Genomic DNA, 25,464 nt, shown 5'->3' on the forward strand with positions numbered 1-25,464 from the left:
CAAACGCCCCCTTATAATCAGCAACCTACGTTTTTCAAAGAAAAGGTGACGGTTTATGTATCGAAAATTCGGCATAGTCTTAGCCTTGTTTCAACTGTTCACAGTCTCATGCTGGGATCAAGAAGAACTAAACGATCGAGCCATCTGGATCTGCTCCGGGGTTGATCGGGATGCGAATGGAGATATCGTACTGAGCGGCCAAATTCTAGTTCCAAGTCAACAAGGTGGAGCCGGCGGTGGGTCAGGAAACGGTTCTTCCTCAGGTAATAACGGCTATATGGTCGTTTCTGGAAGAGGCCAGAATGTGAGTCAAGCTGCAGTGAATATGCAGGGAAAACTTTCTCGTCGAGTGTTTCCCAGTCATCGTAGGGTAATTGTTCTCGGTGAGGAATTCGCGAAGGATGGCATCGTCAATATGTTAGATGAGCATTCTCGAAACCCCGAAGTCAGGTTGCGCACTGATATCTTCGTTGTAAAAGGTACCACCGCAAGGGAGTTGCTCGAAACGGCATATCCTCTTGAGAAGATTCCTGCTATTGGCGCATTAAAGGAATTAGAGCATACAAGTGGTATGAATCAATTGACATTCATGAGATTTCTAAGAGCAGCTAGCAATCATGGCATCAGCCCTGTATTACCTGTAATTTCTTTAGACCAAAATGAATACGAGAACCAGAATGCAATGAACAAACAAGCATTTCAGATCAACGGCTTAGGCATTTTTGATGATGAATTGAAATTGAAAGGGTTTATCCAGCCAGAGGAAGCAATATATGTTAATTGGTTAACAGGTATGTTAGCCCGTACAACCGTTTCAGCACTCGTACCGAACTCTCAAGATAGTGTCAGCCTTCACCTTTCGCAAAATGGACGCAAAATACAGTCGGAAGTAAAAGGTGACAAAGTTGTCATGCATATTCAGCTATACGGGAAGGGAGTCATTCGTGAGAACCAAAGCAGGCTAGATCTTCGCCATCCTGATAATGTCAAGCTGGTCAAACTAGCTCTGGAAAAGGAAGCAGCCAAAGCTGCGAAACAGGTAATCGTTAAAATGCAAAAAAAGTACGGCGAAGATATTTTTGGATTCGGTGAGGTATTGCACAGAAGCAACCCACAATATTGGAAAGAAATAATGGAGAATTGGAATTACCATTTTACTAAGGCAGAACTTGACGTAAAAGCGAATTTCTCAATAACCCAAATCGGGTTAACAGGGCCTGGTTTGCATTGGCAGGAGGAGAAAAAATCTCATGACTACGACCAAAATTTCTTCCAGCCAAGTGTTCTGGATGACTTTTTCCATTGAGATGGCGATGACCTTGCTATCGAGCCAGTCAATTGCCATTCAAATGGCAAAGCAAGATGCTTGGATGTCTTTTCTTTTAGGGGGTGTTTTTGCCTGTGGAATTACTTTCTTAATTGGAGCTTTGTCTCGTCGTTATCCCGAATTGACTTTTGTTGAATTCAGTCGAAAAATTCTTGGCGGGTGGCTTGGAAAATTGGTGGTAATTCCCTTTTTAGCAGCGTGGATCTTCATCTCGGGCACACTTCTTAGACAATTTGCGAATTTCATTCAAATGATAATGTTTGACCGAACTCCAATAAGTGTACTTATGCTAATGATGATTCTGATCGTGATAAGTTTGGTCGGGTTAGGAGGGATCGAAGCTATTGCACGCTGCAGCCAGCTAGTCGGACCTATTATATTAGCAATTATTATTGTGATTATGTGCCTAAGCTTTAACAATTATGAATGGGAGCAAATTCTTCCTGTTTTCACGGATTCCGGATTCCAGTCGATTTTTCAAGGTAGCCTCGCACCTGTTTCAGTGCTAGGGGATACTGTGTTTCTGTTGATTGTAACCAAGTTTATGGAGAATTCCCGTCAAGGTACTAACAGTGCTGTATGGGGTGTTGCAGTCGGATCCTTCATCTCAAGTATCCTGACTTTGACGGCCCTATCAATCTTCGGTCCTGAGCTTTCTGCCAAAATTTTGTTTCCGACTTTTGAAATGATGAGATACGTCTCAGTAATGGAATTCATACAAAATGTTGAAATTTTCTCTACAGTTATTTGGTTCTTCAGCGTATTTATAAAATTGAGCGTCTATTTATTCGCTGCAAGCTACGGTATTTCCCAACTTTCGGGAATAAAACGCTGGAAACATACTATCTGGATCGTAGCTCCGGTCATTTTTATTCTTGCATGGTTGTTTCCACAGGATGGGTTGTACGCTTCCCATATTCAGATTCAGTTCGGTATCCAGTACTTGTTGCCGACCGAGTTTATCGGAATTCCCCTCCTATTGTTTACGGTTGCCTTCATCCGTAAAAGGGCTCGTCTATAAATCAGGAAAATAGACATAATATACTTTGCTACGCTAGAGCTATATTAATTAAATCAAATTCATCTAAACACTAATCACAAATGTGCTGGATCAACTGTAAATAATTTCCTCAGACTAACTTAAACACTCCTTCGAAGCATATCTCTATTGAACATTTGCTCCTTCTCTGGCTATCAGCCAATAATAAACTTGGAACAATCCTTAGCTATTAGATATTTTATCAATAGGTACTTTTATGTTCCTATATTCCTTCAAAGTACCTATATATCTTTTAAGTGCGTACTTATCACAAAGAACTTATCGGATATATAATAACACTCATGAATCAAAGATACAGATCACTAGAATACATGCTAACTAAATATCAGGAGGTTGTTAGTCAATCATTTGCTCAATGCGCATCAACTATTCTACGAAACTTGAACAAAAAAATGATGTAAGGGGGAATAACAAATGTTTGAGCATCATAAAGGCTATCAAAGCATGTACAAAGAAGGCCAACTAACGCTTGGTCTACACATTCCATTAGAAAACTATCAAATGAACAAACCAAATATGGCTAATCAAGTTGAACTGGCTCAAATCGCTGAAACTTATGGATTTACCACACTTTGGCTTAGAGACGTCATATTGGAAGATCCCAACTTCGGGGACCCTGCTGTTGGTCAAATTTACGATATTCTAATTTTTGGTACATTATTGCTTAGTCGGACAAAAAAAATCACTATTGGAACTTCTGCACTAGTACTTCCACTTCGCCATCCGCTTAGGCTGGCGAAAGAAGCAGCTACTATTGAAGCCCTCTTTCCAGAAAGGTTTATTATGGGTATCTCCTCGGGAGACAGACGAGCTGACTTCAAAGGACTTGGGGTTGATCATCCTAGTCGTGGCACACAGTTCCGGCAAGCCCTAGCATACCTCGAGAAGGCACTATACGAACATTATCCAACAATTGATTCCAAGTATGGTCATATTGAACAAGCAACACTCGTTCCAAAACTGAAACAGAGAATTCCCACAATGATAACAGGATTTTCTCAGCAAGATCTAGATTGGCTTGGATTGAATGGTGACGGATGGATGTACTACCCGCAACCACCAATGAGACAGTTGGAAGTTATAAAAGCATGGCGAGAATCTGCTGCCCGGCAAAATCATACAGAATTCCGGCCATTTTCAATGCCTATGCATCTTGATTTAGCAGAAGATCCTAACGAGAATGCAACTTCGATTCGTCTAGGCTTCCGAATTGGGCGCAATAAATTAGTGGAATTACTAAAAATATATCAAAATATTGGTGTTAATCATCTCTTCTTCGCTCTTTTTGATGGACTTCGCCCAGCAAATGAGGTTATACAAGAACTTGGAGAATACGTGTTACCGCACTTTCCAGTGAATTAATAAATTCAAACCGTAATCATGCACACCCTCAATGATATTAATATATGTCGAAATTTGCTCATAGATCCATAGGGCAGAGGTCCACAACTCTTTAAAGAGTACCCTACTGTTAATATTCCTTACATTTTTACGTGATAATCATGCAGGGATGTAATAATCAGGTATATCAAAATAAATACTTAGGAGGAAGAATAATGAAACTCTATTTACAAGGAAAAACAGCATTGGTAACAGGTTCTACTGCTGGAATCGGAAAAGCAATTGCTACATCTTTAGCAGCTGAAGGTGTCCAAGTACTTATCAACGGACGTCATGAAGAAAAAGTATCTCAAACGATCCAAGAAATTCAAAAACATTGCCCTGATGCGAAACTAGACTCTGCAGTAGCCGACTTAGGGACAGAGCAAGGATGCCAACAAGTAATTGAGAAATTTGAAAGCGTTGATATTCTAATTAACAACCTGGGGATTTTTGAATCTGCTAACTATTTTGATACCCCCGATAAGGATTGGTTTAAATTTTTTGAAGTAAATGTTATGAGCGGTGTACGACTTTCTCGACACTACCTGAACCAAATGATTAAAAAAAAGGATGGACGAATCATCTTTATTGCTAGTGAGGCAGCCATTTCACCACCTAATGAAATGGCTCATTATAGTGCAACTAAAACAATGCAACTATCCATATCTCGTAGCTTGGCTGAGCTGACGACTGGAACGAAGGTGACCGTTAATACGGTTATGCCTGGGTCCACTTTAACAGAGGGCGCTGAAAGCTGGTTGAACAACCTTTATCCTAATGAATCACTTACAATTGAAGAAGCTGAAAAACGATTTATGGCTGAAAGCCGGCCAACCTCCATAATACAAAGACTCATTCGTCCGGATGAAGTCGCCAATTTCGTCACATTCTTGAGCAGTCCTCTTTCCTCAGCTATTAACGGTACTGCATTACGAGTCGACGGAGGACTAGTCCGGAGCATTTTCTAAGTAATTCAAAGATTTACTTTCTGCTCTCCTTCAAAATTATCAATCTTGATGTGGCACCAGTACTTACTTTCAACACACTGATGTCTAATTAAAATAGAGCGAATAAGTATTTTTGTGTTGATGAAAATGGCTATGTGTATTGCAATCTTAAGGTGCCACGATTGTTCGTGGCATTTTTTATTTCAATTAATATAAATATATTTATTCAAAACACATATTAATCTAATTGGATTTATAGATCATCTAGAGTTACAATCTTATTGCAAGTACAAATAGGATAATAAGGAGAGAAACAAAGTGAGCAAAAATATATTAATAGTAGTAACTTCTGCTAGTCAAGTCAATAACGAAAAGAAAACAGGTCTTTGGCTCTCGGAATTTGCCGAATCGTATATTGAATTTTCTAAGCAAGGATTCAACATCACAATTGTAAGTCCTTTAGGCGGTAAAACACCTATCGATGCAAATAGTTTGAGTGGTGGCGTGCATCAAGATTTGCTTGATACGCAAATATACCTTGAAAATACAATTAAACTCGATGAAATCAGTGCCTCAGATTATGATGCTATTTTCTTGCCTGGCGGCCATGGCACGATGTTTGATTTGCCAGACAATGCTAAGCTTCAATCCTTGCTTATAGATTTCTATGAAGCTGGGAAAATCGTGTCCGCAGTATGCCATGGACCTGCTGGTTTGGTTAATGCCAAATTAGCAAATGGAAAATATTTAGTGGAAGGCAAACGCATTACAGGCTTCACGGATTCCGAAGAAAAAGCCGCGGGTATGGATTCATTTATGCCTTTTCTTCTTGAGTCCAAGCTTCGTCAAGCAAAAGCTGCCTTTATTAATGCTGCAGATTGGAGCGATCACATTGAAGTCGACGGTAATTTAATTACAGGCCAGAACCCGCAATCAACGCTTAGTGTTGCTCGCGGAATCATTGCCAAATTAAAATAAAAGTTTATGTTCTAAGCAACTATGTTTCGCACCACTGGGCAGAACATAGTTGCTTAATTTCTTCTGAAATAACTAATTGTGAAAGCGAGATGTTTATTATGGAATTAAACTTAAATAATAAATTAGTCCTTATTACAGGTTCTACCTCCGGAATCGGAAAAGCAATTGCAATCAGTTTTTTGAAAGAAGGCGCTAAAGTTATTATTAACGGACGCTCTGATGAAAATGTAAACGCTATGGTGAAGGAGCTTTCATCCTTAGGAACCGTTTATGGAGTTAGAGCGAATGTTGCCGTTAAAACGGAATGCGACGAACTCATTAACAAGGTAAACGAAATTGGTGCATTAGATGTCTTGATTAACAATACTGGCGTATTTAAAGTAAAGCCATTTGTCGATGTGATGGACGATGAATGGCTCGACTACTTTCAAACCAATCTCATGAGCGCTGTACGATTATCCAGATCATTCTTGCCGATCATGCTCGAACGCAATGCTGGGAGAATCATAAATATATCTAGTGAGGCCGGAGTTAAACCCTATCCGGAACTCATAGCTTATGGCGTATCCAAAACATCGCTCATAACGCTATCCAGAGGCTTGGCGGAAATGACAAAAGGAACTAATGTGACGGTGAATTCCGTTCTTCCTGGACCGACGTGGACCGAAGGATTCGGCGCTTTTATCACAGACCTCGCGAAAGAAAATGGGAAAGACTTGGATACGTTTATTAAGGAATATTTTAAATATGAACAACCAACTTCACTGATTCAGCGATATGCTTCAGTTGAGGAAGTAGCATCTATAGTTGTTTTTCTTGCTTCTGATAGAGCCTCCGCTATCAACGGTTCAGCACAAAGAGCCGAAGGCGGAATTATTCAAAGTATCTTGTGATTCCAATTTGCGCAAAAAGGCAAAATTGAAGTTTTTTCAATACAGAATTTGATTGCGATGGAAATGAGAAAAATAAAATTTTACTGGCTCATTGTAATAACAAAGATATTGAAAGCTTTTACTTCTGCGGCAGACACTTGATCATCTGATCAGGTGTTTTTTTAAGAATATCGGATTGAATGACGAGATAATAAGGAAAAACTAATGTTGAGAATATATAATAGAACTCATGAGAAACATTAAACGAAGGGATCTAATTCATGGCAAATTTTGAATGGTATCGAAGTTTCATTGGTATATATAAACACAGTTCTGTATCTGAAGCGGCTAAAACCAGGATAATGACTCAGCCCGCAATGAGCCAACACCTGGCTTCGTTGGAAGCTGAGGTTGGTGAACCCCTATTTACAAGAACCGCTAGGAAAATGATTCCGACAGAACGAGGCAAAGAATTGTATACGCTGTTGGCACCTCTCGTTGAGTCATTAGAGGAAGCGACGCTAGGCTTCAAAGCAGTTACATCTCCGACACTTCCGATCATAAAAATGGGCACAGCCCCGGAAATTTTTCGTGAAAGAATAGCCCCGGCTCTCAGAAATATTCACATGCGGGTATATGCCTCATACGGAATCGCATCTCACATTTTTGATTTATTAACTGAAGACAAGGTTGATATGATCGTCACCTCTCAAAAGTTTACAGCACCCGGAGTGGAATATTTAAATTATGTAGAAGAAGAATTTGTCGTCGTATCCCCTTATGACTTTAATGAGCCTGAGTTCGAAGAGCGTAATCAATTGGAAGATTGGCTTGTAACACAACCATGGCTAAGCTACGGTCTTGAATTACCTATCATTAGAAGATTTTGGCGTGAAAACTTTCAGAGACGACCTCAAATGAAACCAGAGCATATACTACCTGATCTGCACATTATTTTAAGTGCTATCGAACATGGTGTTGGTATAAGTCTTTTGCCAACTTATATGTTATCAAATGCCTTACAAGCGAACAAAGTAAAAATTATTTGCCAGCCCTTTAAAGTAACGAATGACATATATCTAGCCTATCAGATAAAGAATCGAAACATGCCTAACGTAAGAATGATGATAGAAGCATTAAAAACCCCAAAATTATGATTCGGGGAAAACTGAACGCTTACAGAAAACAGTCGCCCCAAGCTATGAAACCGCTTGTAGCGACTGTTTTTATTAATTTAAAAAAGGTTCAAACCTCCAACCTAATAGGAGCGGCCAATTCACTGTCAAGCTAATCCAGAGCAAACACTTTCACTGTATACGATAATTGCGCAGCATCTTTGACATTAAAGAAAGCAGTGAACTCTTTTGCAGTAGAAATAGGATCTGCTTCTATAGTAAAGATGCTTACAGGCGTTGAGTTGTTCATTAGCTGGAACACGACAACTTGCTTGTTGAACACTCCGCAATTTTACAATATTCCATGTTAACACATATTGCAAATTTCCTACCCATGTTTAGTGAATGGGTTCTTTTCATAATAAGGAATAGTATTGATTAATAGATTACTAGAGTTTATGATTTATATTTATAACTTTCAACTATTTTTAGGTATATTAGTACTAGGTATATTAGTATTAGTGAATTCTATTAACAAACAATAAAGGAGAGTAAACATGAACATTTCAATAAATCATACAAACGAACGTACTCCTGGAAGGCTAGTGATTCCAACTGACATTGGAAAGAACGATCATCCTAAAACAATTGACAAGTACAAACGAGATGAAAAAAAGGACATTATAACAATTAGTCCACAAGCTCATAACATGTTCAGTAAAAATGGTGGGAAGAAACCGATCGTTGAACGATTAATGGAATATAAGCAAAACATTTTAGATCGACGTAATGACTATGTATCAAATTCCTTAGAAAAAGGAGCTAGTCCGGATGAAATGAAAGCAGGACTTGAAAAGATCGATAAGCAAATCCAAGATATTGATAAACAAATAAAACAATTGCAGCAAGAGGAGCTCCGCAAAGCAACTGGTTCAGCTGATAAGAACTTCAAAGAAGATGATGGCGTTATGGACAAAACCGTTAATAATAGCGACTCATCAGGCTCTCAAGATTTTTCTGCTATGCAACTTACTTCAGAGACAATGAAGGCATTAATATCTACAAGCAACGATGTTAAACAAGTCAAAAGCGTTAAAATGGCTCAATTGACACTTGAAAGTGAAGCGTTAAATTGGGCAAGCGATCCCGCGAGATCCGAACGCTTAAAAAGTAAAGCAGCTGAGTTAGATGGTAAAATAATTCATACATCCCAGAACGCAGTGAGTAATTTGAAGAACGTCATTGAAAATAGTAACGAAGATATACAGCCTAAATTAAACCAAGATAACAACATTTCTAAACCAGCTGTTATTAATGGGGCTAAATCAAATATGGAGGAAGATCAAAAAGAATTCAACAAAAATACATACATGCATTGATATTTTCTGAACTAGCTATGTTCCAACTAAGATGAAAGAACCGTTCCTCTTGCTCTGGAACGGTTCTTTGTTTATAGCTGTGTTGCAATCATAAAAACTTGGTTAACAAGCGGTCCTACAAGGGTAGATAAACGACTTCTGCAGTCTTATCGGATATTACGATCGTCATATCATCGTCACCTTCGAAACCATAGGCGCTTATGTCGATCAACACAAGCCAGGCGGGGCCGTCCACTCTGCAAAAACTGGGATAGTATTGAACAGACCTGTCTACACTATCATGAATAAAGGCCTTGTCGTTCTTATGAGGTTGGTTCGTAAAATTCCTTTGCTATTCTTAAAGCCTCCATAGCTGATAATCTAGTCATGTTCGTATTCCTCCCAATTGCTTGGCAGCCAAAAGCCATTCCGTACTTTGGTGAAGCTGCCACGCGGCAGCCCTTCACTCTATCACATCTTTTAATCTAATCCTGTTTCTTCGTCAAATCCAAGCATAATATTCATATTTTGAATAGCTGCCCCTGAAGCGCCTTTACCTAAATTATCAAATCTCGATACGAGTAATATCTGGTCTTTATGACCAAAAACAAATATATCTAAATAATTTGTATTATTGCATTTCATGAGATTGAAGAAACCATCTTCTAGATATGCCTCAGAGTCGAATGGAGCAACTCGAACAAAACGATCGTCTCTATAATATGAAGCAAGCAGTTCTTGAATATTACTTGCAGTAACTTTTTTATTAAAAATTCTAGGAATTAGAGGAATACTTATTGCATCACCTTGATAATAGTTTCCGACAATTGGAGTAAAAAGTGGTGCTGTGTTTAGTCCAGAATATAGTTGCATTTCTGGAAGATGCTTATGATTAAGGTTAAGTGCATAATGTCTTGGGGCAAAGAGCCGTTCACTATTTGAGTTCTGGTACTCAGATATTAGTTTCTTACCTCCGCCACTATATCCCGTAAGCGCATAACAAGTCATAGGGTAATCCCTTGGAATTATTTCTTCCGCTACCAAAGGGTGTATTGCTAAAATAAACCCCGTCGCATGACAACCTGGGACAGATATTCTAGATGAATTTTGGATTTTAGTTCTTTGGCTTCTATGTAATTCGGGTAATCCATAAGTCCAATCCAGGTTGGTCCTAAAAGCGGTACTTGCATCAATTATTTTGGTTTTATTATTATTTACCATAGCTACAGAATCTCTTGAAGCAGCATCTGGTAGGCAAAGGAAGACGACATCTGCTTCGTTAATTAAAGCCCTGCGGGTCTCGTAATCTTTTCGCTTTTCCGACTCAATTGTGATTACTTCAATGCTAGAAATATTGGATAAGTAATCATGTATTTTTAAACCAGTTGTTCCTTCTTGACCATCGACAAATATTGTATATTTCATTATTCCACCTCTTACCAATTATTTATGTATTAATATACGTTATAATGCATATATATTCAACCACGTTTATTGAGTTATTCTGCCGATAGCTTAATCAGTTGGAATATACTCCTCCCTGCCATCCGTCGGGAATGAGATACTGGAGTGACTAGCTAATAATTGCAAAAAAATAGAAGCTCCCATGAATTACTGAGTGGGTGCTTCTTAATATTATTGAATATATAAGTTATATCAGGTTATTTTAACTAATGTTTGCAGTCGCTGTTTGTGGGAGAAGATGACCGAATTCTCTATATAAACTGGAATGGTGTTTTATAATATGACGTTTAAATGCAGAGAAAGCAGATGAGGATTTTAATTGACGTTTAATATAATTTTTCAACTCTTTTTTTTCTTCAAGATCAAATTGGTCGGCATCTGACTCTGGTATTTCAAAGTATTTATCGAGAGCATTGCTAAATTTACGTATTTCCTGATATAAATTTTCGGCAATATTTTCGGCTTCTATTTCTTTTAATTTAGTAGTACCGCTATACACAGCATTTAATAAACTAACTGTTGAAGAATGTTTTTCATCTTCAATTATACTTTTTATCACAGGTATGCATTTAGGGAACGGGTAGTAATCATACAAGATATTGTTCTCTATCTCGTCTTTGTCACTTGTACAATTTAAGATATTATCAAAAAATTTATTCTTTAAATTATTACAATGACCACATGCCCAAAATAAATTATTCCAATCAAACAACAAATTGATGTTTCCTTTATGTGATTTAAAATGCTCAACATTGATTGTAGTTGGATTTTTAGTTTCGCAGATATAACATTTATTGTGAAAATCTGCTTGAAGTCTTAAAAGAACATCGGGCTTGTTATATGCTCCACTTGTTTTTAGTTTTTCGATAGCCAATGATTCAGGTGCTGGTTGTGATTTTGAAATATATATCATAAAACTTCACCTTTACGTTGCCACTCGATTCTATCAAATATCATTTTTAATTCTGGGGCTAAAAATTCAGGAATGTCATCTAGGTAAAGTCTTAATTCTATTAACTCATCTAATTGATCATCTGTAAGCTTATTTTTTTCTTTATTAACAAGACTTTCATATCTACGTATCTTTCTTGAAATTTCTTGTGAATATTTAGTAACCTCAAAATAATTTTCTACTAGAGAATCATATGAGTATGCAGAAGCATCTTCCATCATAACTTTATTCTCCAAATCATAAACTACAGCATTATTAATCGAGTTTACTACAAATGGGGAATGTGTAGTCAAAATAAATTGGATTTTCGGGAAAAAAGTTGTTAGGAATGATAAAATTTTCTTCTGTAAACTTACATGTAAATGTGTTTCGATTTCATCAATTAATACGATACCTTGGACATCATAACTATTAATAAATGAGTCATTAGTTTGAGTTCTGATAATTAAATCTGTGAAGATATTTAGAAATGATGAGAATCCATCGGATAAACTACTGAAGTCAAATGGTTCCCTATTAACAGAATTTATTATAAAATTGAAATTTTGAAAATCAAACTTAAGAGTAAGGGATTCATCTTCGAAAACTTCTCTTAAGCTTTTTTCGAAATTTAAAAACCATGTATCAATCTCAGACACTGTCTTATTGTCGTTTTCATCTCGCGCAAAAGATCTTTGAGCTCGTAAATTTACTATGTATTGCAAAAAAACTTGACTTGGATAAGTATCTTCAATGTTCCAAAATTGTGGCTTAGATATTTTGCTTATCCCATTTGGTATATTTACCTTGGAATTTCTCTTGGAGTCAAAATATGCAAGAATAAATTTTCCGGACTTGAAAAATTCAGTAATATCCGAACTATTATTCGAGTTAAACTCCAAAGACAAGTATGAAAATGGTTCATAAGCACTCTTAATTGATCTCAGATTGTTTTTAAGACTGATAATTCTTTGGTTATCTGTATCGCTTCGAGATGATGGATCAAGATTTTCTAAAGATTGAACTTCTTTGATTACCAAGTTTATAGAGTTCTTCCAGTTTGCTATGTGTTCAAAGTTTCCAGTATGTATAGAAGATAAATAATTTCTTATAGTATTTATTACAGATGTTTTACCGCTACCATTTTTTCCAGTTAAGATCAAGTGCTTTCGCTTAGTAGAAGATAAATTTATTGAGACATTGTTAAGATGTCGGACTTTATTTATTTCTATTTTCTCAATAAAATATTCCATATTCCCTCCAATGATTAGTAGTATTTTTTTTAAGAAGAATAGAATAATTAAATTAAATAACTATAAATTAACACAAATATTGGAATTATACCAGATATGATAATTAATCAATGCTTGTTCGTAAAGTCTTACTGTGCTGATTGCCCGATCTTTCGAGAAGATAGAGTCCCAATCCTAACTTCCAATAAGGTCTCCTTTAATACCGATTGTGACAGTTTGCTTGTACTCAGTCGGACTAATGGGAAAATCATATGTGTTCATTCGATTAACCTCTTTTTCGTAGAATCCCCTTCATCGAATAAAGTGGTTGCTCTTCCAAATTTTCTGACCTCCTTCAACGCAATTCTTTCGCTTAAAATATAAAATCAAAGAGCAGTTTGCCGTGAGCAATTCTGCACCTTGATTTGTTTAATCACTGTTCTCGGTAATCTTTTACGTAAGTTATTATTCCAATCCTAAATCTTGCTTATCTTCTAAATTTAAATTACACAACTCGATCTTTACTGAAGTTATCCTCCATTGTGAACGGTACTCTTTGGATCCCATCAGCAACTTCATCTTCTGGAGCTATAGTTAGAAATAATTATCAATTCCACTAAGATTGAAGTACCCTTCTTGAAGTTCTTTTACAATCTCCTCTTGTGATAAGTTATTGTTAACTATCTTCTTCTCAAGTTCTTCAAGCCACGCTATTTTCATTCGCTTCATAAAAATCATTAAAAGAAACTGCAGAAGAATCATCATGATTACCAATGCAAGTCCATCAAATATTTGCTTCCAGAGAAGATCATTAAAATCATAGTGTAAGCAAACATAGATTATGAAATAACATGGCATCGCAATTTTAAAAATCGCATTCAAGTTGAACTGTTTTTGTGATTTTATTCGATTATCTTCAACTATTTCCGTATTAAGTTCTGGATTTAGTTTCTTTGCTAATCTAAGCAAAGAATTTCCTATAATCTGTTTATATTTTTTCAAACTCTTAGGTATAATTAATGTGGCAAGTTCAGGTAAGTATCGAAGGAAATATAACAAGAAAAATGGAAGCAACCAATAGAGATCTTTTGTTATTGAATAATATACAAAATACCCGTTCGATAATAGCGCTACAATTAGATTGATTTTTTGAAGGAATTTTAGTGGAATGGATCCTTTTATATCAACTATTGAAATTGCTTCGTAATAGCCATTTATCTTATCCTGTCTGTAATGATTATTAAAAATATCGAATAATGAAATTGACAAATTATTAAAGAAAACAAAACCAATTAATACTGTCAGCCAATGTTTTTGTATATAGACAATATCAGGGTATACCCAGTATCCTAAACCAGCTAATGCTACAAACAAAACCCAGTTACTAAGACCACCTGATGTTATCTTTTGCCTTTCCCTGTCCTGAAGTCTATTTATGTAATCGAGCCAATCTTTTTGTGTTTTCATTAGTTCCACTTTCGCACCCCAACTTCTCACTAATTGAAAACATTCTACGCTTCTAATAACTTCCTTTACTTACGTTTATAGATGACCTGAGTCCAATAATCCGCTTTTTCGTCACGCCAAATCCAGCCGCTAGAGTTCTTCGTTTCAATTACAAATACTCTACTTTGAACAACTACAGTAATCATTTCAGACAGAAAAACAGTCTTAAAAAATTGTTTGAAATATAGTAAACTCTATTATTAATAAAAGGAACCTTAATTTTCGGTATCAAGATCAAGAAATACAGGTTTCTGTGAGTATTGTCTTGATGGCAGAACCTGATCTAACCATTCCCTGTCATTTGCAATTAACCAAACATAAAGTTTGTTATTCAATTTGCGAACGTTAACTCTTGTTTTTTCTTCATCTAATAGACTGTTTATTAATAACAACAGTTCTTTACGATAAAAGTCTCTATATCTTAACTTTAAATTTTGCTTTTTCTTATTTTTTATATCAAGAATTATTAATGCTAATTCATCGCAAGTTTTCGTTTCCATTTCAATATTTCCAAAAATATGATCGTTAATAATTTTCAAATATTTATTAACTACAACCGAACTTGTCTTAAGATCTTTCGCTATATTTTTTACGGAGTTGCCTTCCTTATACATTTTAATAAGACATGAAATCCACTTTTGCCCTACGTATCTTGTTTCTGTGCGATTAGATTTTTCGTTTATTTTTATATATGTATAGAAACATTTAGGACATTGGAATTCAGCATAGAATTTATTCAATTTAATTCGTGTACTTGGTACTCTTGAAATTCGAGTAATTATGTTCTCATTTTGGTATTCACAAACAGGATTAATGCATTTCCAGGGACCAATTCCAAAAGGGATTTCTGTGAAATAATCATAATTATTTTCCAAGAAATTCTTTGATGAAGAGCATAAATATCTCATTAATAAAATATATAAAAACATATTTCTTGTAAAATGTGGTTTCGAAAACAAAATAAAAATCTGATCCTTTCTTAGATGCAATTCTAAGTTGAATTTATCAAGAAAAATCCTCGATGTACTTTTCATATAATCTAAAATTAATTCCTTCTTGTATATTTCACCCTTTCTTGAAATATATCCCTTTGACCCCAAAACAGTAATAAATGTATTATAAATTATTTCTGAATTAGCAGGATTCTTCAATAGATAAACAATATCTTCCATTAAATTCTTTTCAAAATTAATATATTCTATTGAGAAATGATTCTTTTCCTTTCCGTTATCATCACTATTAGTGAAATCAATAGACAACACAAGCGGAACAAAATGTATGTAACAAATATTTATTGAATTTAACTGGTGTAATCTGTGAATGTAAGCCTCCCCAATATTTTTGTAATCTTCTGAGATACATTTTGGGCAGTACCTAATCTCATTTGAAATGAATTTTTTTAATAAGGTAGCAACTGGATTTATTGCATAACCACTAAACATATATTTTTTTAATTTCTCAAGTTGCGAATTATTTAAAAACGAAATAATGAGTGGTAACAAAGTATTATTATAAGGCATCTTTTCTATTTGCTCTTTGTAACTATCCCTTGCTTTACTAATTAGCCAATTTAAATTATTTGGAACTAACCCGATTCTTGCAGAATTTTTATTAAAAAGTTCTTTATTCGTTTTATTTAGAGTAGAGTGTGATGAATACTTGTTATATCTAGCAATTATACTTCTGTAGTCTTCCTCTGGAAAAATCGAAAAAAAATTGATTTCGTGCATTATTTTCCCCTTTCATAAATTTAGTTGCGAAAGTGAAAAAAATTAGACACTATATTCCTTAATCACTAATCAATCCGAAACACATCCTCCAAATCCTTTCCCAATAAATCACTTAACTTCTTTGCTGTTGCAGGTCCCACTGACTTTAGTGATCTTTCCAGTAAGCTGATATAGGAATGACTTAACCCCGAGTGTTTTGCCAACTCTCTCTGAGAGTACCCTTTAATAATTCGAGCCCTCATAAACGAGTCGGTTTTAGCCTTTATCCTCATATCCCTGCTCTCCTTCATCCATCACTTATTAAAAAAACTTATAATATATGATTAAAAACTTAACTAATTAATGTCTTTATTAAGACCCTAACCATCAAGAAACTGATTTATCTGAAATAAATTCTGATAAGCTGTACACTTCTTCAATAATTTCATTCCAAAACTACTCGTTTGCAAAAGTTAACAAGAACTAACAAACTTTATTTTCCACTAACAAACTTTATTTTCCAGTAACGATCTTTATTTTCCCTGTTCAGTAGTTTCTGCTCCCCTCCCGTTCTCATTTTGTTCCCCTAGTTTCTATTATATCACAATATTTAACTATTGCAATCAAAAACGTTTACTCTAAATAACAAACTTCCGGCCATCTTTCAGCCCGCCGCTCAGTATACTTACTTTTGTATACATGATATTATTAAAATGTTTACTACTGTTTACTTTTCGAATCGCGAGGGTGAAAACACATGTATTTCTATGATAAATTACGAGATTTGCGTAAATTAAAAGGGTTTACTTTGCGGGAGTTAGCTGACCGCTCTGGCGTTTCTGCGGCATACATCTCCCAGTTGGAAAACGGAAACCGCGGTATCCCCTCTCCGGATGTGTTGATGAAACTTTCGGAAGGACTCAACACGTCGTATTCTGAGCTTATGGACCTCGCCGGGTACTTGGAATCATCACCTTCCACTGAGAAATTTCAGAGCAACCCCGTCAATTTACGGAGGTTTCTGCGCGAGAATGAGCTGATGTTCGATGGTTTTCTTTTAACCGATGAAGACAAAGAATGGGTTGAGCGGATGCTGACCGTTTTATTTTGGAAGCAGCGTCAGGAATCGAAACTTGAGGATGGGCAAACAACTCAGGGATAAACGACTAAAAAAGCCCATTTCATCCTATAAGAATGAAACAGGCTTTTCCGCATAGTTACTCTACTATATCCCTATTAGTCGTCGTCATTTGACAGACTACCGTTACCATTGTTGCCGTTGCCGTTGCCGTTGCCGTTGCCGTTTCCATTGCCATTGCCATTGCCATTTCCGTTACCGTTGCCGTTCCCATTACCATTTGGCGATTGCATGCCATTACCATTTGGTGCTGGTACCTGTCCCCCGTTACCATTCGGTGCTTTAAAGCCATTGCCGTTCGGTGCCGGCGCTACATTGCCATTTGGCATCGGTGCCTGCCCTCCGTTACCATTCGGCGCTTTATAACCATTGCCGTTCGGTGCTGGCGTCGGTGCTACATTGCCATTAGGCATTGGTGTCTGTCCTCCGTTGCCATTCGGCGCTTTATAACCGTTGCCGTTCGGTGCTGGCGTCGGTGCTCCTTGGCCACCACCTTGCCCTTTGCCGCCTCCGCCAAAGCCCTTACCTTCACCCTGACCTTGGCCTCCGCCTTGGCCACCTTGTCCGCCTTCGGTTCCACCTTGCCCTTTGCCGCCTCCGCCAAAGCCCTTACCTTCACCCTGACCTTGACCTCCGCCTTGGCCACCTTGTCCGCCTCCGGTTCCGCCTTGACCTTTGCCACCTCCGCCAAAGCCTCTACCTTCACCGTGACCTTGGCCTCCGCCTTGGCCACCTTGTCCCCCTTCGGTTCCACCTTGACCTTTGCCGCCTCCGCCAATGCCTTTACCTTCACCATGACCATGACCATGACCACCGCCTTGGCCGCCTCCGGCTCCGCCTTGACCTGCTCCTTTAGCCCTTATATAAGCATATGTGATTGATTCGAGGGTTCGGTTATCTACCGCGCCAGTCACGGAAAGTCCGTGTTTTTTCTGAAAATATTTAACTCCCCTGACTGTCACATCATCATAATATCCGTTAATTTCACCTGAATAGCTGCCAAGTGTCTTCAGCATTCCCTGAATGACATATACGTCAGGACCATGCGCAGGTTTTCCAACTGCCCCTGCCAGGTTCGGCACATACAAGAGAAGCATGACTGACAGTATCACAACACCAAGATATTTTCCTGCAAAACCAGTGATTCTCTTTTTTTGCTTGTCGCTTTCCTTCCATTGTTGCACTAGCAGACACCTTCCTTAAGTTGAAAAATATTTTACAGCGATAATACTTTTCCCAACTCTTTAACGTGCTACTTCATTTCTATTATGGGAAATAAGGGTAAACTCGCGGTCTTCCATTCCCTTAAGGTAACTGGTCTTTTCCTGCAATCGAGTTTCCCCAAAAGCAAAAAAGGACCGGCAAAAATCGCCAGTCCCTTCTATCAATCTGCCAACGCTATTTAATCGGGTAATCAATGACAATCACATTATCAATGATACCTTTGAGTGACTGCACAAATTCCTGATGAAGAGGATGGGGGCCATATTGCTGTAAAGATTCGCGATCTTCGAAAGTCACCCGCAATCCCAGTGTGTATCCCTGCCTATTCCCTGTTTCTTCCGTCTCATTCACACCTGCGGTAATTTCAACAATGCCGGGAATCTGACCTTTGAACGACAACAATTTCGCTATCAATTCCTGTTCCTTCTGCGCTGCTAATGCCTCTTTAAATTTAAAACAAACCATATGTTCAAACATCACGTAGATCCAACCTCCTAATTGTAATTGTTCCTGCCATATCATCCATTTTATCATACTTTATTTATCAAGTTGAAATGTTGCATGGAAAGGCCGCTGTTATTGTTAACAAGTCTCAATACGGCCATACGCAATCCTCAGCCCTCATATCTAAAAGAAATCCCCGAAACGTCGTCATTTCCAACTGATGCATATCCGTTCGATCCAGATAATCAATGCGGCAGCATAAACGCGGCTCCATCCACTGCGTGTTTCCCTCTCTTACCGTGCATAGCGGTCCAGCCAGCGTAAGGAATAATTCCTTGTCCGCGGTCGTAATACCCGTTGCCACTACACCAACCGGTTTATGCTTCACCGTCCTGAAATTCAGTCCGATGACCAGCTCGAAAGGGTCTATTTTATACCCCAATATTTCCACATGGATCGATTTCACAACTTTTATTTTAAGCCACTCGCTGCTTCTGTTGCCTGGCACATAAGTCGAGCCCTTCCGCTTGGCCACGATCCCTTCCATCTGCCGTTCTTTCATCATTTCGAAAAGCGCCTTCCCGTGCGTCTCCACAAACAACGTCGGCATCAGTACCGGTGTAGCATCAATAGAATCCGATAAACGCTTTTTCCGATCTACTAAAGGCTCATTTAAATGCTCTCTATCCGTATACAAAAGGTCAAACGCAACAAAAGTCACCGGATGCGTATGCACAGCACGGGCTATTTTCACTGATTGACTGATCCGGTCCCGATACATAAAGTCATCGAACGCAGGTATACCGTCATGCAGTACAATCCCCTCGCAATCTAAAATTGCAGAAGACGTCCTAATCGCTCCTAACGCATCCTGTAACTCCGGGAATTTGTGTGTGACCGCTCTCCCGCTTCGCGTGTAGGCTTCAATGCGGCTTCCCTGCTTATGGATAAGGATTCGAACGCCATCCCATTTCGGCTCAAAAATAAAGTCGTGATCGTCAAAGGGCTCCCTTCCAGGACTGACGGTCATTGGCTTGATGGCTGAAAACAACATAAAAACCCCCTCCTGTTACCAGTTTGGGGATTTCTTTGGCGATCTAAACGCCGGTTTCTCTCCTTTGACTCTCCAACCACGCAAAAGCTTTCTTAAGTTCTTCCTTCGGTACGTGGGCATACCGATCACCGATTGAAACCCATTGGAGTCTTTTGAATACAAAAAGTAGACCCACAGCAGCAAGCTGCAGGTCAAAGTGGATCATCCGAGCAGCAGATCCTGACCAATCGTTTTTCCTATTTTTATTTAGTTCTAAGCATTTACTTAGAACAATCAGAAATATTCGTACATAATATGATCTCATTATAGAATCATTGGAGGATCAAAATGTATTGGATATATCCAAATGAATATCGTGCCAGATTTCAGCCAATATGGAATGTAAACTTACAACAAGCTTTAGAATTAGTGAAATCATCCGTACAGGGTGAAAGAAATGATGAGTTGTTCTACGATGAACTTATTAAGCTTGCACCAACGTCTGAACAGTCAGCCCTTATTGCCTCTATACGTGATGATGAACGAGGACACAATCAGATGTTTCGCGGTATTTACAAAGATCTTACTGGACAGGAGATCTATGGTGTCAGCAATGAACTATACCCGAAAGTACATTCTTATACTGAAGGATTAAAACAAGCTATCCAAGGTGAATGGTCTGCAGTTGAGAAATATCGGTTAATATGGTTTGGTCTCCCTTCGGGTATTTATCGTGATACCTTGTATGGCATTATATTAGATGAGCAAAAACATGCAAGTAAATACAACTATTTGCTCACATTGAATCGGAAATAATTGATCTTATGTATATAAAAAGCCAATTTGTTTGTCTAAAGACCGACGATATTGGCTTTTTATATTAAACAATACAGAGATTTGTACCGAAGATTTGCTCTTTTGGTTTTCAATAGCGTTATTTTTTCCTCGATCTAACCACCTGATAGGCATTACTAATAAGCAGTCCGATAAATAAGTACATTAGGCCACCAAAAAAACCATAAATAACAACACCTACTATTGCGCTTAGCATACCAAAAATCACTTGATCCTTATTGGAGACTGGCGAGGTCGGTGGGTCTGTCAGCATAAATAGAGCAAAAAACATTGAAGCGTTTATAAAAGGCGGTCGAAATGCATCGGCAGCTTCTCCAACATGCATGAACCCCATTAGTAGCAATAACAAAAAATACGCACTAAGAAATGCAAACACTTGTGGGAATTTGTTCACACGATTGGTAACTACGTAACCGCCTACTAAAAGAAATCCAATTGTCCACACCGGTAGATCCCCGAATGCTCCCCACCAGCTCTGCCCAGTTTGAAAAAAGAGAATAGACAATAGCAGACCGAAGGCAGCTGGGTTAAATACTGGTTTTTTCTTAAAAACAATAAGGTGCTTAGATAAAATAGCCATGATTACAGTAATGGCTACCAAATACCACGAAGTTGTTGTGCTTAAAATTAAGCCGATAATGAACCCTGTTATAACAGCACCGTCGGCTAGCCATTTTTTTCTTTTCCCAAACAGAAAACAAATTCCATCCATCCCTACTGCTGTTACCAGAGCAATTATAACATTATAAATTCCTTTTATATCTGATAATAATACCTCAGCTATAACTAGAAAGGCTACCAAGCAGATAATAACATAGCTCTTTGGTTTTTTATGCCATGGATGAGTAGACATTTATATCCCTCCAACTCTTTCCACATGTAACTTAGATGTAATCAATATTCCCTTCAATTCCATTTCAATCATCAATTTTTGGCCTTGATCCAGCCCATATAGACATATGACCGTTGAGAAGACATCTGCCATCATTGCATAAGGTGCCACAATACTGCAGCTAATCAACTCATGAGGCGATTGCTTGCTGTTCGGGTTAATAATATGATGGATCTCTGCACTGACTTTGCTTTTACGTTCGTAGCCGCCAGATGTACATACTGCTTCGTTCGATACTTCAATGGTTTCTATGATATGATCCTTGTGTACTGGATGCTGAATGCCAATTCGCCAAGCTTGGCCCATCTCATCTACCCCACCAGCATAAAGATCTCCACCAGCATTTATAACGAAGCCCTGAAAACAAGCCAGCGTCTGGGAGGCGATGTCGATAGCAAATCCTTTCGCAACCGCACCTAAATCAATTACCATTGGTTTATGCAAATACATCGAGCAATCTTGCTCTCGTAAGTCGATATCTCGATAAGTAGCCTTATCTGAAGCTAGATTCGAGCTGATTTCCCCTGTTAAATAATGCCGATTAAATCCATAATACTCCATTGTTTTTCCGATTGTAGGGTCAAATATCCCCTGTGTCCATTCCGCCATTTCCAAAGCAAACTTCAATGGTTGAAATAACCAGGAGCTGATCTGAACATGAGTTCCAATCTGTTGAGAAGCCTTCATTAATTCACTATCCGGAGAGAAACGGCTGCATGCCAGTTCCACATTCCGAAATGCTTTAAATGCTTGCTCGATCACCGGTTCGACCTCAGTCATCGAAAGGGAGCTAACGACCTTTATTTCAACGACCGTATCCATAAACAACTTAGTTTTTTTAAAAATACGAACCATTAGGCATTCCGCGCTTGTGTCAGTGCATTTTCAATAGCATCTTGAAATGCTTGTGTACTATATGTTGCGCCTGAAACATTCTGTACTTGAGCGCTTTGTTTTTGTATTACTTCTTCTGGCAATCCAACAACGTCTTTTTCGGAATAATGCATGGCAAAGTGACTGATTTCGACGTCGGTTATTTTATCATTTGTAATGGTCACTTTTACTCCAATGGACCCACGCCGATTACTGCCACTTCCCTCGAAGGTGCCACTCTTATATTGACTTTTGATCTGGCTTTTAACTGTATGAGTATTGGTTTGAATTTGCTGCTGTGGTTGCGATAGAGCTGCTTGCGTTTCTGTCGTTATATATCCAGCACAATACATGACGCCAATGGCTGTCGTACAAAGCGCAATCCATTTTTTATCCATTTTAGCCATATTCATTCCTCCAAGTTATACAAGAAGTACTTGTGATATCCTGCTTTACTTTTCATCTACTTCAAACATGATACATTATGTAAATGAAATTAAACTGAAATCCGCTCAGGCTGGAATTCAATTTCGAATAGACTTCCTTTCCCTTCTTCACTCGTTACATGAATGTAAGCACTGTGACTGTTCAGGATGTCCGCGGCAATAGATAGACCTAATCCAGCGCCACCCAATTCTCGTGAACGTGCTTTGTCTACTCGGTAGAAACGCTCGAATATGCGTGCGAGCTCTTCCTTGGGTATACCAATTCCCGTATCAGCTATTTGTAAAGTTGGTCTACCGTCTTGTGAAGTGAGAAATGTGATCGTTACTTGTCCGCCAGGTGGTGTATACTTAATCGCATTATCAAGTAAGATATAAACTAATTGCTTTATTTGATCGAGGTTCCCGTGAATGAATGTAAGTTCATGTTCAATTACTGGGGCATCCAACTTTAAAATAATTCCTTTCGCAAGTGCCAGCGGCTGTATCGCCTGATACATATGATGAGAAACTTGAACTAAATTAACCTTATCCATCTTTATCGGAAGTGATTTCGAATCACTGCGGGCTAAAGTTAGTAATGACTCTACAAGTCGGATCATCCTTTTCACCTCATCCTGCAAACTATCCAGGATATGCTGTTCGAACTCGGGTAATGTATCCTTGCATTCCTCCAATAATTCTACCGATGAATGAATAACACTCAGTGGTGTCCTTAGCTCATGAGATGCGTTCGTTGTGAACTCAACCTGGCGAGCATAGGATTTTTTAATAGGGACCATTGCTTTGCCAGCAAAGAAATAAGCTAACCAGATCGCAATGGATAATAAAACAACAGTAGAAAGCATGAGGATTAGCCTGATTGTACGTAGGAGCGCTTCATTTGAGGATATGTCTATGGCCATCCAATATACGCCGCCAGCATCATTTAAAATTTGAGAACTGACTAGAAAGGTTTGCTTTTTTTCACTTTCATCCATATAAAACCGTTCACCATTCTCACGTTTCATTTCATATCGTTGTGACCAATTTAAGAGTTGATTGGACATTGCTGTGTAATGACTAGGTGAAATCTGGGTTTTCTGATCCGGACTCACCCAAACAATTAATTCATCAGAAAGTAAGAATATCCACTCAACATTCTTACGGTCCATTGGTCGAATTCCTTTTGCTTGCTCCTCTATGCGATGCTCCCATTGCTGGGCCATTTTATTTTTGAGATCATCTAATTTCTGAATTTCATTGTGTTGAAGGGTTTTCTGTAGAAGCAGATAAAAAAAAGCAGTGATTAGGATGATAACAACGCCAAGGATACTGCCGAAGAATATCGTCAGTTGCTTTCTTGTTCGCTCGAACATCATTCTCCCCCCTCTACAACCAAGCGGTAACCAAGTCCACGTACATTTTGTATAATTTTATCAGAAAAGGGGTCGTCCAGCTTCTTACGCAGTAATTTAATGGTGGCATCAACTGTATTCAGTGTAATTTCCGCATCTATGCCCCATACTCGATCACTTAACTGCTCTCTACTTAATATTTGTTTTGGATGCTGTGACATAAAAGACAACAATTGAAATTCGCGGCGCGAAAGAGGAATCGAGACCCCGTTTCTACTCACTTCAAATGTACTATGGTCAATGACAAGTGTATCGCCAAATATTTTAGTATCCGCTTCCCAGTTCGTTTCCTTTCTACGATATAAGGCATGAAGGCGAGCAATCAATTCCTCAAAATCAAATGGCTTCACCAAGTAATCATCTGCACCGGCATTTAATCCTTGAACGCGGTCAGTAACGGAATCTCGTGCCGTTAGCATAAGGATAGGCGTCCGATTCTTCTTCATTCGGATTTCTTTGCACAGTTCAATACCAGTTTTGTGTGGAATCATCCAGTCCAATATATAAATATCGAAGGTCACTCTTTCCATTAAATCCAATGCATACTCCGCATCTAATGCCCATTCCACCTGGTACAGTTGCTTTTTAAGCTTATATTGAATCAGCTCGCCAAGCTTCACATCATCCTCAACCAGTAAGATATGCATAGCCATACCACCAACTTCCTCAGTTTAATCGCTATAAAAATGCATGAATCAAAAATAACACAGCAAAGGCTAGTCCACATCTAAGATGCCATTTCTTATCGAGTCTTCTGTAGCGGAATAAACCCGATATCGGTACCGGTAATAGGACGATTAGTGCAAGAAGCCCGCTAATGTTGTTGAAATCCCATTTAAAACCATACATAAAAACGGCAACTGCATGGAGTGTAATGAGTGCAAGCGCCAGAATGGCTATTGCAGCATGAAATTTTTTGGCAATGCGAAGTAACATAACCAACCCTTTTTTCATAGCAGCTAATTTCGTCCAAATCCGGTGTTTTATTATAAGTGCTAAAACGTAATTCGCTAACACTACGAATAAGGCTATCCGGGCATTAGATCCATAATCTTTGAATGTATGCTCAAAACGACGATTGTGAAGCGTTGATGCTGGTAAGTGAAATAGACTCCAAAGTTGCCATATCACATAGATTGTAGCTACTCCCATCGCACTAAATACCCACAAGCGTTCTTTCTTAGGAATCCATGACTGTTTTACTTCTTGATTTTGCTGAGCGCCCATCTTACTTCCTCCACCTTCATTATGAATAGTTGTAATATACCCTATCTTTCTGAAAA

Annotated in this window: 27 protein-coding genes; 10 read left to right on the plus strand and 17 right to left on the minus strand. The window is 38.1% G+C overall.

Features of this window, described 5'->3' with window-relative positions; all coding sequences use genetic code 11:
* The first annotated feature begins 55 nt into the window (after positions 1 to 55).
* The 7 genes from ACUN27_RS27575 (at position 56) to ACUN27_RS27605 (ending at position 7,724) form a co-directional block, all read left to right on the plus strand.
* Positions 56 to 1,306 (plus strand): Ger(x)C family spore germination protein, encoded by a 1,251-nt coding sequence (locus ACUN27_RS27575; RefSeq protein WP_445559929.1) that lies wholly within the window; start codon positions 56 to 58, stop codon positions 1,304 to 1,306.
* A complete protein-coding gene (locus tag ACUN27_RS27580; RefSeq protein WP_445560670.1) occupies positions 1,290 to 2,348 on the plus strand; it encodes a GerAB/ArcD/ProY family transporter in 1,059 nt (352 codons plus the stop codon). Before ACUN27_RS27575 ends, ACUN27_RS27580 begins: the two co-directional genes overlap by 17 nt.
* 453 nt (positions 2,349 to 2,801) lie before the next feature.
* On the plus strand, positions 2,802 to 3,749 hold the full coding sequence (locus ACUN27_RS27585; RefSeq protein WP_445559930.1) for an LLM class oxidoreductase: 948 nt from the start codon (positions 2,802 to 2,804) through the stop codon (positions 3,747 to 3,749).
* 194 nt (positions 3,750 to 3,943) lie between these two features.
* Positions 3,944 to 4,738, plus strand: coding sequence for an SDR family NAD(P)-dependent oxidoreductase (locus ACUN27_RS27590; RefSeq protein ID WP_445559931.1), 795 nt, complete (start codon positions 3,944 to 3,946; stop codon positions 4,736 to 4,738).
* A 297-nt stretch (positions 4,739 to 5,035) separates the two neighbouring features.
* Positions 5,036 to 5,695: a type 1 glutamine amidotransferase domain-containing protein gene (locus tag ACUN27_RS27595; RefSeq protein WP_445559932.1), complete on the plus strand. Its 660-nt coding sequence runs from the start codon at positions 5,036 to 5,038 to the stop codon at positions 5,693 to 5,695.
* 98 nt (positions 5,696 to 5,793) lie between these two features.
* Positions 5,794 to 6,588, plus strand: a complete 795-nt coding sequence (locus ACUN27_RS27600) for an SDR family NAD(P)-dependent oxidoreductase (RefSeq protein WP_445559933.1) — start codon at positions 5,794 to 5,796, stop codon at positions 6,586 to 6,588.
* Between the two features lie 260 nt (positions 6,589 to 6,848).
* Positions 6,849 to 7,724 (plus strand): LysR family transcriptional regulator, encoded by an 876-nt coding sequence (locus ACUN27_RS27605; protein ID WP_445559934.1) that lies wholly within the window; start codon positions 6,849 to 6,851, stop codon positions 7,722 to 7,724.
* Positions 7,725 to 7,854: 130 nt separating this feature from the next.
* Here ACUN27_RS27605 and ACUN27_RS27610 read toward each other — a convergent pair whose 3' ends face one another.
* A complete protein-coding gene (locus tag ACUN27_RS27610; RefSeq protein ID WP_445559935.1) occupies positions 7,855 to 8,025 on the minus strand; it encodes a hypothetical protein in 171 nt (56 codons plus the stop codon).
* Positions 8,026 to 8,239: 214 nt separating this feature from the next.
* Between ACUN27_RS27610 and ACUN27_RS27615 the strand changes: the two genes are divergently transcribed.
* Positions 8,240 to 9,061, plus strand: coding sequence for a FlxA-like family protein (locus ACUN27_RS27615; RefSeq protein WP_445559936.1), 822 nt, complete (start codon positions 8,240 to 8,242; stop codon positions 9,059 to 9,061).
* Between the two features lie 459 nt (positions 9,062 to 9,520).
* Here ACUN27_RS27615 and argC read toward each other — a convergent pair whose 3' ends face one another.
* The 7 genes from argC to ACUN27_RS27650 form a co-directional block, all read right to left on the minus strand.
* Positions 9,521 to 10,465 carry an N-acetyl-gamma-glutamyl-phosphate reductase gene (gene argC / locus ACUN27_RS27620; RefSeq protein ID WP_445559937.1) on the minus strand — a complete coding sequence of 315 codons (945 nt, stop codon included), beginning with the start codon at positions 10,463 to 10,465 and terminating at the stop codon, positions 9,521 to 9,523.
* A 241-nt stretch (positions 10,466 to 10,706) separates the two neighbouring features.
* Positions 10,707 to 11,417, minus strand: coding sequence for a hypothetical protein (locus ACUN27_RS27625; protein WP_445559938.1), 711 nt, complete (start codon positions 11,415 to 11,417; stop codon positions 10,707 to 10,709).
* Positions 11,414 to 12,688, minus strand: a complete 1,275-nt coding sequence (locus ACUN27_RS27630; protein WP_445559939.1) for an AAA family ATPase — start codon at positions 12,686 to 12,688, stop codon at positions 11,414 to 11,416. The genes ACUN27_RS27625 and ACUN27_RS27630 overlap by 4 nt, the downstream gene beginning before the upstream one ends.
* 573 nt (positions 12,689 to 13,261) lie before the next feature.
* Positions 13,262 to 14,134 carry a hypothetical protein gene (locus ACUN27_RS27635; RefSeq protein WP_445559940.1) on the minus strand — a complete coding sequence of 291 codons (873 nt, stop codon included), beginning with the start codon at positions 14,132 to 14,134 and terminating at the stop codon, positions 13,262 to 13,264.
* A 65-nt stretch (positions 14,135 to 14,199) separates the two neighbouring features.
* Positions 14,200 to 14,319 (minus strand): nuclease-related domain-containing protein, encoded by a 120-nt coding sequence (locus ACUN27_RS27640; protein WP_445559941.1) that lies wholly within the window; start codon positions 14,317 to 14,319, stop codon positions 14,200 to 14,202.
* Positions 14,320 to 14,388: 69 nt separating this feature from the next.
* A complete protein-coding gene (locus ACUN27_RS27645) occupies positions 14,389 to 15,903 on the minus strand; it encodes a TnsD family Tn7-like transposition protein (RefSeq protein ID WP_445559942.1) in 1,515 nt (504 codons plus the stop codon).
* A gap of 65 nt (positions 15,904 to 15,968) precedes the next feature.
* Positions 15,969 to 16,193, minus strand: coding sequence for a helix-turn-helix domain-containing protein (locus ACUN27_RS27650; protein WP_445559943.1), 225 nt, complete (start codon positions 16,191 to 16,193; stop codon positions 15,969 to 15,971).
* Between the two features lie 446 nt (positions 16,194 to 16,639).
* Here ACUN27_RS27650 and ACUN27_RS27655 point away from each other — a divergent pair, with 446 nt between their 5' ends.
* The gene (locus tag ACUN27_RS27655) at positions 16,640 to 17,044 is read left to right on the plus strand and encodes a helix-turn-helix transcriptional regulator (RefSeq protein WP_315954109.1); all 405 of its coding nucleotides are present in this window, start codon (positions 16,640 to 16,642) and stop codon (positions 17,042 to 17,044) included.
* Positions 17,045 to 17,118: 74 nt separating this feature from the next.
* Here ACUN27_RS27655 and ACUN27_RS27660 read toward each other — a convergent pair whose 3' ends face one another.
* The 3 genes from ACUN27_RS27660 to ACUN27_RS27670 form a co-directional block, all read right to left on the minus strand.
* Positions 17,119 to 18,204: a peptidoglycan-binding domain-containing protein gene (locus tag ACUN27_RS27660; RefSeq protein ID WP_445559944.1), complete on the minus strand. Its 1,086-nt coding sequence runs from the start codon at positions 18,202 to 18,204 to the stop codon at positions 17,119 to 17,121.
* A gap of 214 nt (positions 18,205 to 18,418) precedes the next feature.
* Complete coding sequence (locus ACUN27_RS27665) at positions 18,419 to 18,721, minus strand: Dabb family protein (RefSeq protein ID WP_315954317.1); 303 nt, start codon at positions 18,719 to 18,721, stop codon at positions 18,419 to 18,421.
* Positions 18,722 to 18,836: 115 nt separating this feature from the next.
* Positions 18,837 to 19,742, minus strand: coding sequence for an ATP-dependent DNA ligase (locus tag ACUN27_RS27670; RefSeq protein WP_445559945.1), 906 nt, complete (start codon positions 19,740 to 19,742; stop codon positions 18,837 to 18,839).
* Positions 19,743 to 20,069: 327 nt separating this feature from the next.
* Between ACUN27_RS27670 and ACUN27_RS27675 the strand changes: the two genes are divergently transcribed.
* Positions 20,070 to 20,537: a ferritin-like domain-containing protein gene (locus ACUN27_RS27675; protein ID WP_326061728.1), complete on the plus strand. Its 468-nt coding sequence runs from the start codon at positions 20,070 to 20,072 to the stop codon at positions 20,535 to 20,537.
* A 118-nt stretch (positions 20,538 to 20,655) separates the two neighbouring features.
* Here the strand turns inward: ACUN27_RS27675 and ACUN27_RS27680 are convergent, their stop codons facing one another.
* The 6 genes from ACUN27_RS27680 to ACUN27_RS27705 form a co-directional block, all read right to left on the minus strand.
* The gene (locus tag ACUN27_RS27680; RefSeq protein ID WP_445559946.1) at positions 20,656 to 21,429 is read right to left on the minus strand and encodes an RnfABCDGE type electron transport complex subunit D; all 774 of its coding nucleotides are present in this window, start codon (positions 21,427 to 21,429) and stop codon (positions 20,656 to 20,658) included.
* Positions 21,430 to 22,290, minus strand: a complete 861-nt coding sequence (locus ACUN27_RS27685; protein ID WP_445559947.1) for an FAD:protein FMN transferase — start codon at positions 22,288 to 22,290, stop codon at positions 21,430 to 21,432.
* A 32-nt stretch (positions 22,291 to 22,322) separates the two neighbouring features.
* Positions 22,323 to 22,748, minus strand: coding sequence for an FMN-binding protein (locus ACUN27_RS27690; RefSeq protein ID WP_315954115.1), 426 nt, complete (start codon positions 22,746 to 22,748; stop codon positions 22,323 to 22,325).
* Positions 22,749 to 22,837: 89 nt separating this feature from the next.
* Positions 22,838 to 24,142: a sensor histidine kinase gene (locus ACUN27_RS27695; RefSeq protein ID WP_445559948.1), complete on the minus strand. Its 1,305-nt coding sequence runs from the start codon at positions 24,140 to 24,142 to the stop codon at positions 22,838 to 22,840.
* Complete coding sequence (locus tag ACUN27_RS27700; RefSeq protein WP_315954117.1) at positions 24,142 to 24,834, minus strand: response regulator transcription factor; 693 nt, start codon at positions 24,832 to 24,834, stop codon at positions 24,142 to 24,144. Before ACUN27_RS27700 ends, ACUN27_RS27695 begins: the two co-directional genes overlap by 1 nt.
* Positions 24,835 to 24,859: 25 nt before the next feature.
* Positions 24,860 to 25,408: a hypothetical protein gene (locus tag ACUN27_RS27705; RefSeq protein ID WP_315954118.1), complete on the minus strand. Its 549-nt coding sequence runs from the start codon at positions 25,406 to 25,408 to the stop codon at positions 24,860 to 24,862.
* Positions 25,409 to 25,464: the final 56 nt, after the last annotated feature.

This window comes from Paenibacillus sp. WC2504 (assembly GCF_052682475.1).

What these genes read in the sequence shown, in the direction of transcription:
- ACUN27_RS27575 (WP_445559929.1), top strand. Translation starts at nt 56, where the DNA reads ATGTATCGAAAATTCGGCATAGTCTTAGCCTTGTTTCAACTGTTCACA.
- ACUN27_RS27580 (WP_445560670.1), top strand. Translation starts at nt 1,290, where the DNA reads ATGACTTTTTCCATTGAGATGGCGATGACCTTGCTATCGAGCCAGTCA.
- ACUN27_RS27585 (WP_445559930.1), top strand. Translation starts at nt 2,802, where the DNA reads ATGTTTGAGCATCATAAAGGCTATCAAAGCATGTACAAAGAAGGCCAA.
- ACUN27_RS27590 (WP_445559931.1), top strand. Translation starts at nt 3,944, where the DNA reads ATGAAACTCTATTTACAAGGAAAAACAGCATTGGTAACAGGTTCTACT.
- ACUN27_RS27600 (WP_445559933.1), top strand. Translation starts at nt 5,794, where the DNA reads ATGGAATTAAACTTAAATAATAAATTAGTCCTTATTACAGGTTCTACC.
- ACUN27_RS27605 (WP_445559934.1), top strand. Translation starts at nt 6,849, where the DNA reads ATGGCAAATTTTGAATGGTATCGAAGTTTCATTGGTATATATAAACAC.
- ACUN27_RS27615 (WP_445559936.1), top strand. Translation starts at nt 8,240, where the DNA reads ATGAACATTTCAATAAATCATACAAACGAACGTACTCCTGGAAGGCTA.
- argC (WP_445559937.1), bottom strand. Translation starts at nt 10,465, where the DNA reads ATGAAATATACAATATTTGTCGATGGTCAAGAAGGAACAACTGGTTTA.
- ACUN27_RS27625 (WP_445559938.1), bottom strand. Translation starts at nt 11,417, where the DNA reads ATGATATATATTTCAAAATCACAACCAGCACCTGAATCATTGGCTATC.
- ACUN27_RS27630 (WP_445559939.1), bottom strand. Translation starts at nt 12,688, where the DNA reads ATGGAATATTTTATTGAGAAAATAGAAATAAATAAAGTCCGACATCTT.
- ACUN27_RS27635 (WP_445559940.1), bottom strand. Translation starts at nt 14,134, where the DNA reads ATGAAAACACAAAAAGATTGGCTCGATTACATAAATAGACTTCAGGAC.
- ACUN27_RS27640 (WP_445559941.1), bottom strand. Translation starts at nt 14,319, where the DNA reads ATGATTACTGTAGTTGTTCAAAGTAGAGTATTTGTAATTGAAACGAAG.
- ACUN27_RS27645 (WP_445559942.1), bottom strand. Translation starts at nt 15,903, where the DNA reads ATGCACGAAATCAATTTTTTTTCGATTTTTCCAGAGGAAGACTACAGA.
- ACUN27_RS27650 (WP_445559943.1), bottom strand. Translation starts at nt 16,193, where the DNA reads ATGAAGGAGAGCAGGGATATGAGGATAAAGGCTAAAACCGACTCGTTT.
- ACUN27_RS27655 (WP_315954109.1), top strand. Translation starts at nt 16,640, where the DNA reads ATGTATTTCTATGATAAATTACGAGATTTGCGTAAATTAAAAGGGTTT.
- ACUN27_RS27665 (WP_315954317.1), bottom strand. Translation starts at nt 18,721, where the DNA reads ATGTTTGAACATATGGTTTGTTTTAAATTTAAAGAGGCATTAGCAGCG.
- ACUN27_RS27670 (WP_445559945.1), bottom strand. Translation starts at nt 19,742, where the DNA reads ATGTTGTTTTCAGCCATCAAGCCAATGACCGTCAGTCCTGGAAGGGAG.
- ACUN27_RS27675 (WP_326061728.1), top strand. Translation starts at nt 20,070, where the DNA reads ATGTATTGGATATATCCAAATGAATATCGTGCCAGATTTCAGCCAATA.
- ACUN27_RS27680 (WP_445559946.1), bottom strand. Translation starts at nt 21,429, where the DNA reads ATGTCTACTCATCCATGGCATAAAAAACCAAAGAGCTATGTTATTATC.
- ACUN27_RS27685 (WP_445559947.1), bottom strand. Translation starts at nt 22,290, where the DNA reads ATGGATACGGTCGTTGAAATAAAGGTCGTTAGCTCCCTTTCGATGACT.
- ACUN27_RS27690 (WP_315954115.1), bottom strand. Translation starts at nt 22,748, where the DNA reads ATGGCTAAAATGGATAAAAAATGGATTGCGCTTTGTACGACAGCCATT.
- ACUN27_RS27695 (WP_445559948.1), bottom strand. Translation starts at nt 24,142, where the DNA reads ATGTTCGAGCGAACAAGAAAGCAACTGACGATATTCTTCGGCAGTATC.
- ACUN27_RS27700 (WP_315954117.1), bottom strand. Translation starts at nt 24,834, where the DNA reads ATGGCTATGCATATCTTACTGGTTGAGGATGATGTGAAGCTTGGCGAG.
- ACUN27_RS27705 (WP_315954118.1), bottom strand. Translation starts at nt 25,408, where the DNA reads ATGGGCGCTCAGCAAAATCAAGAAGTAAAACAGTCATGGATTCCTAAG.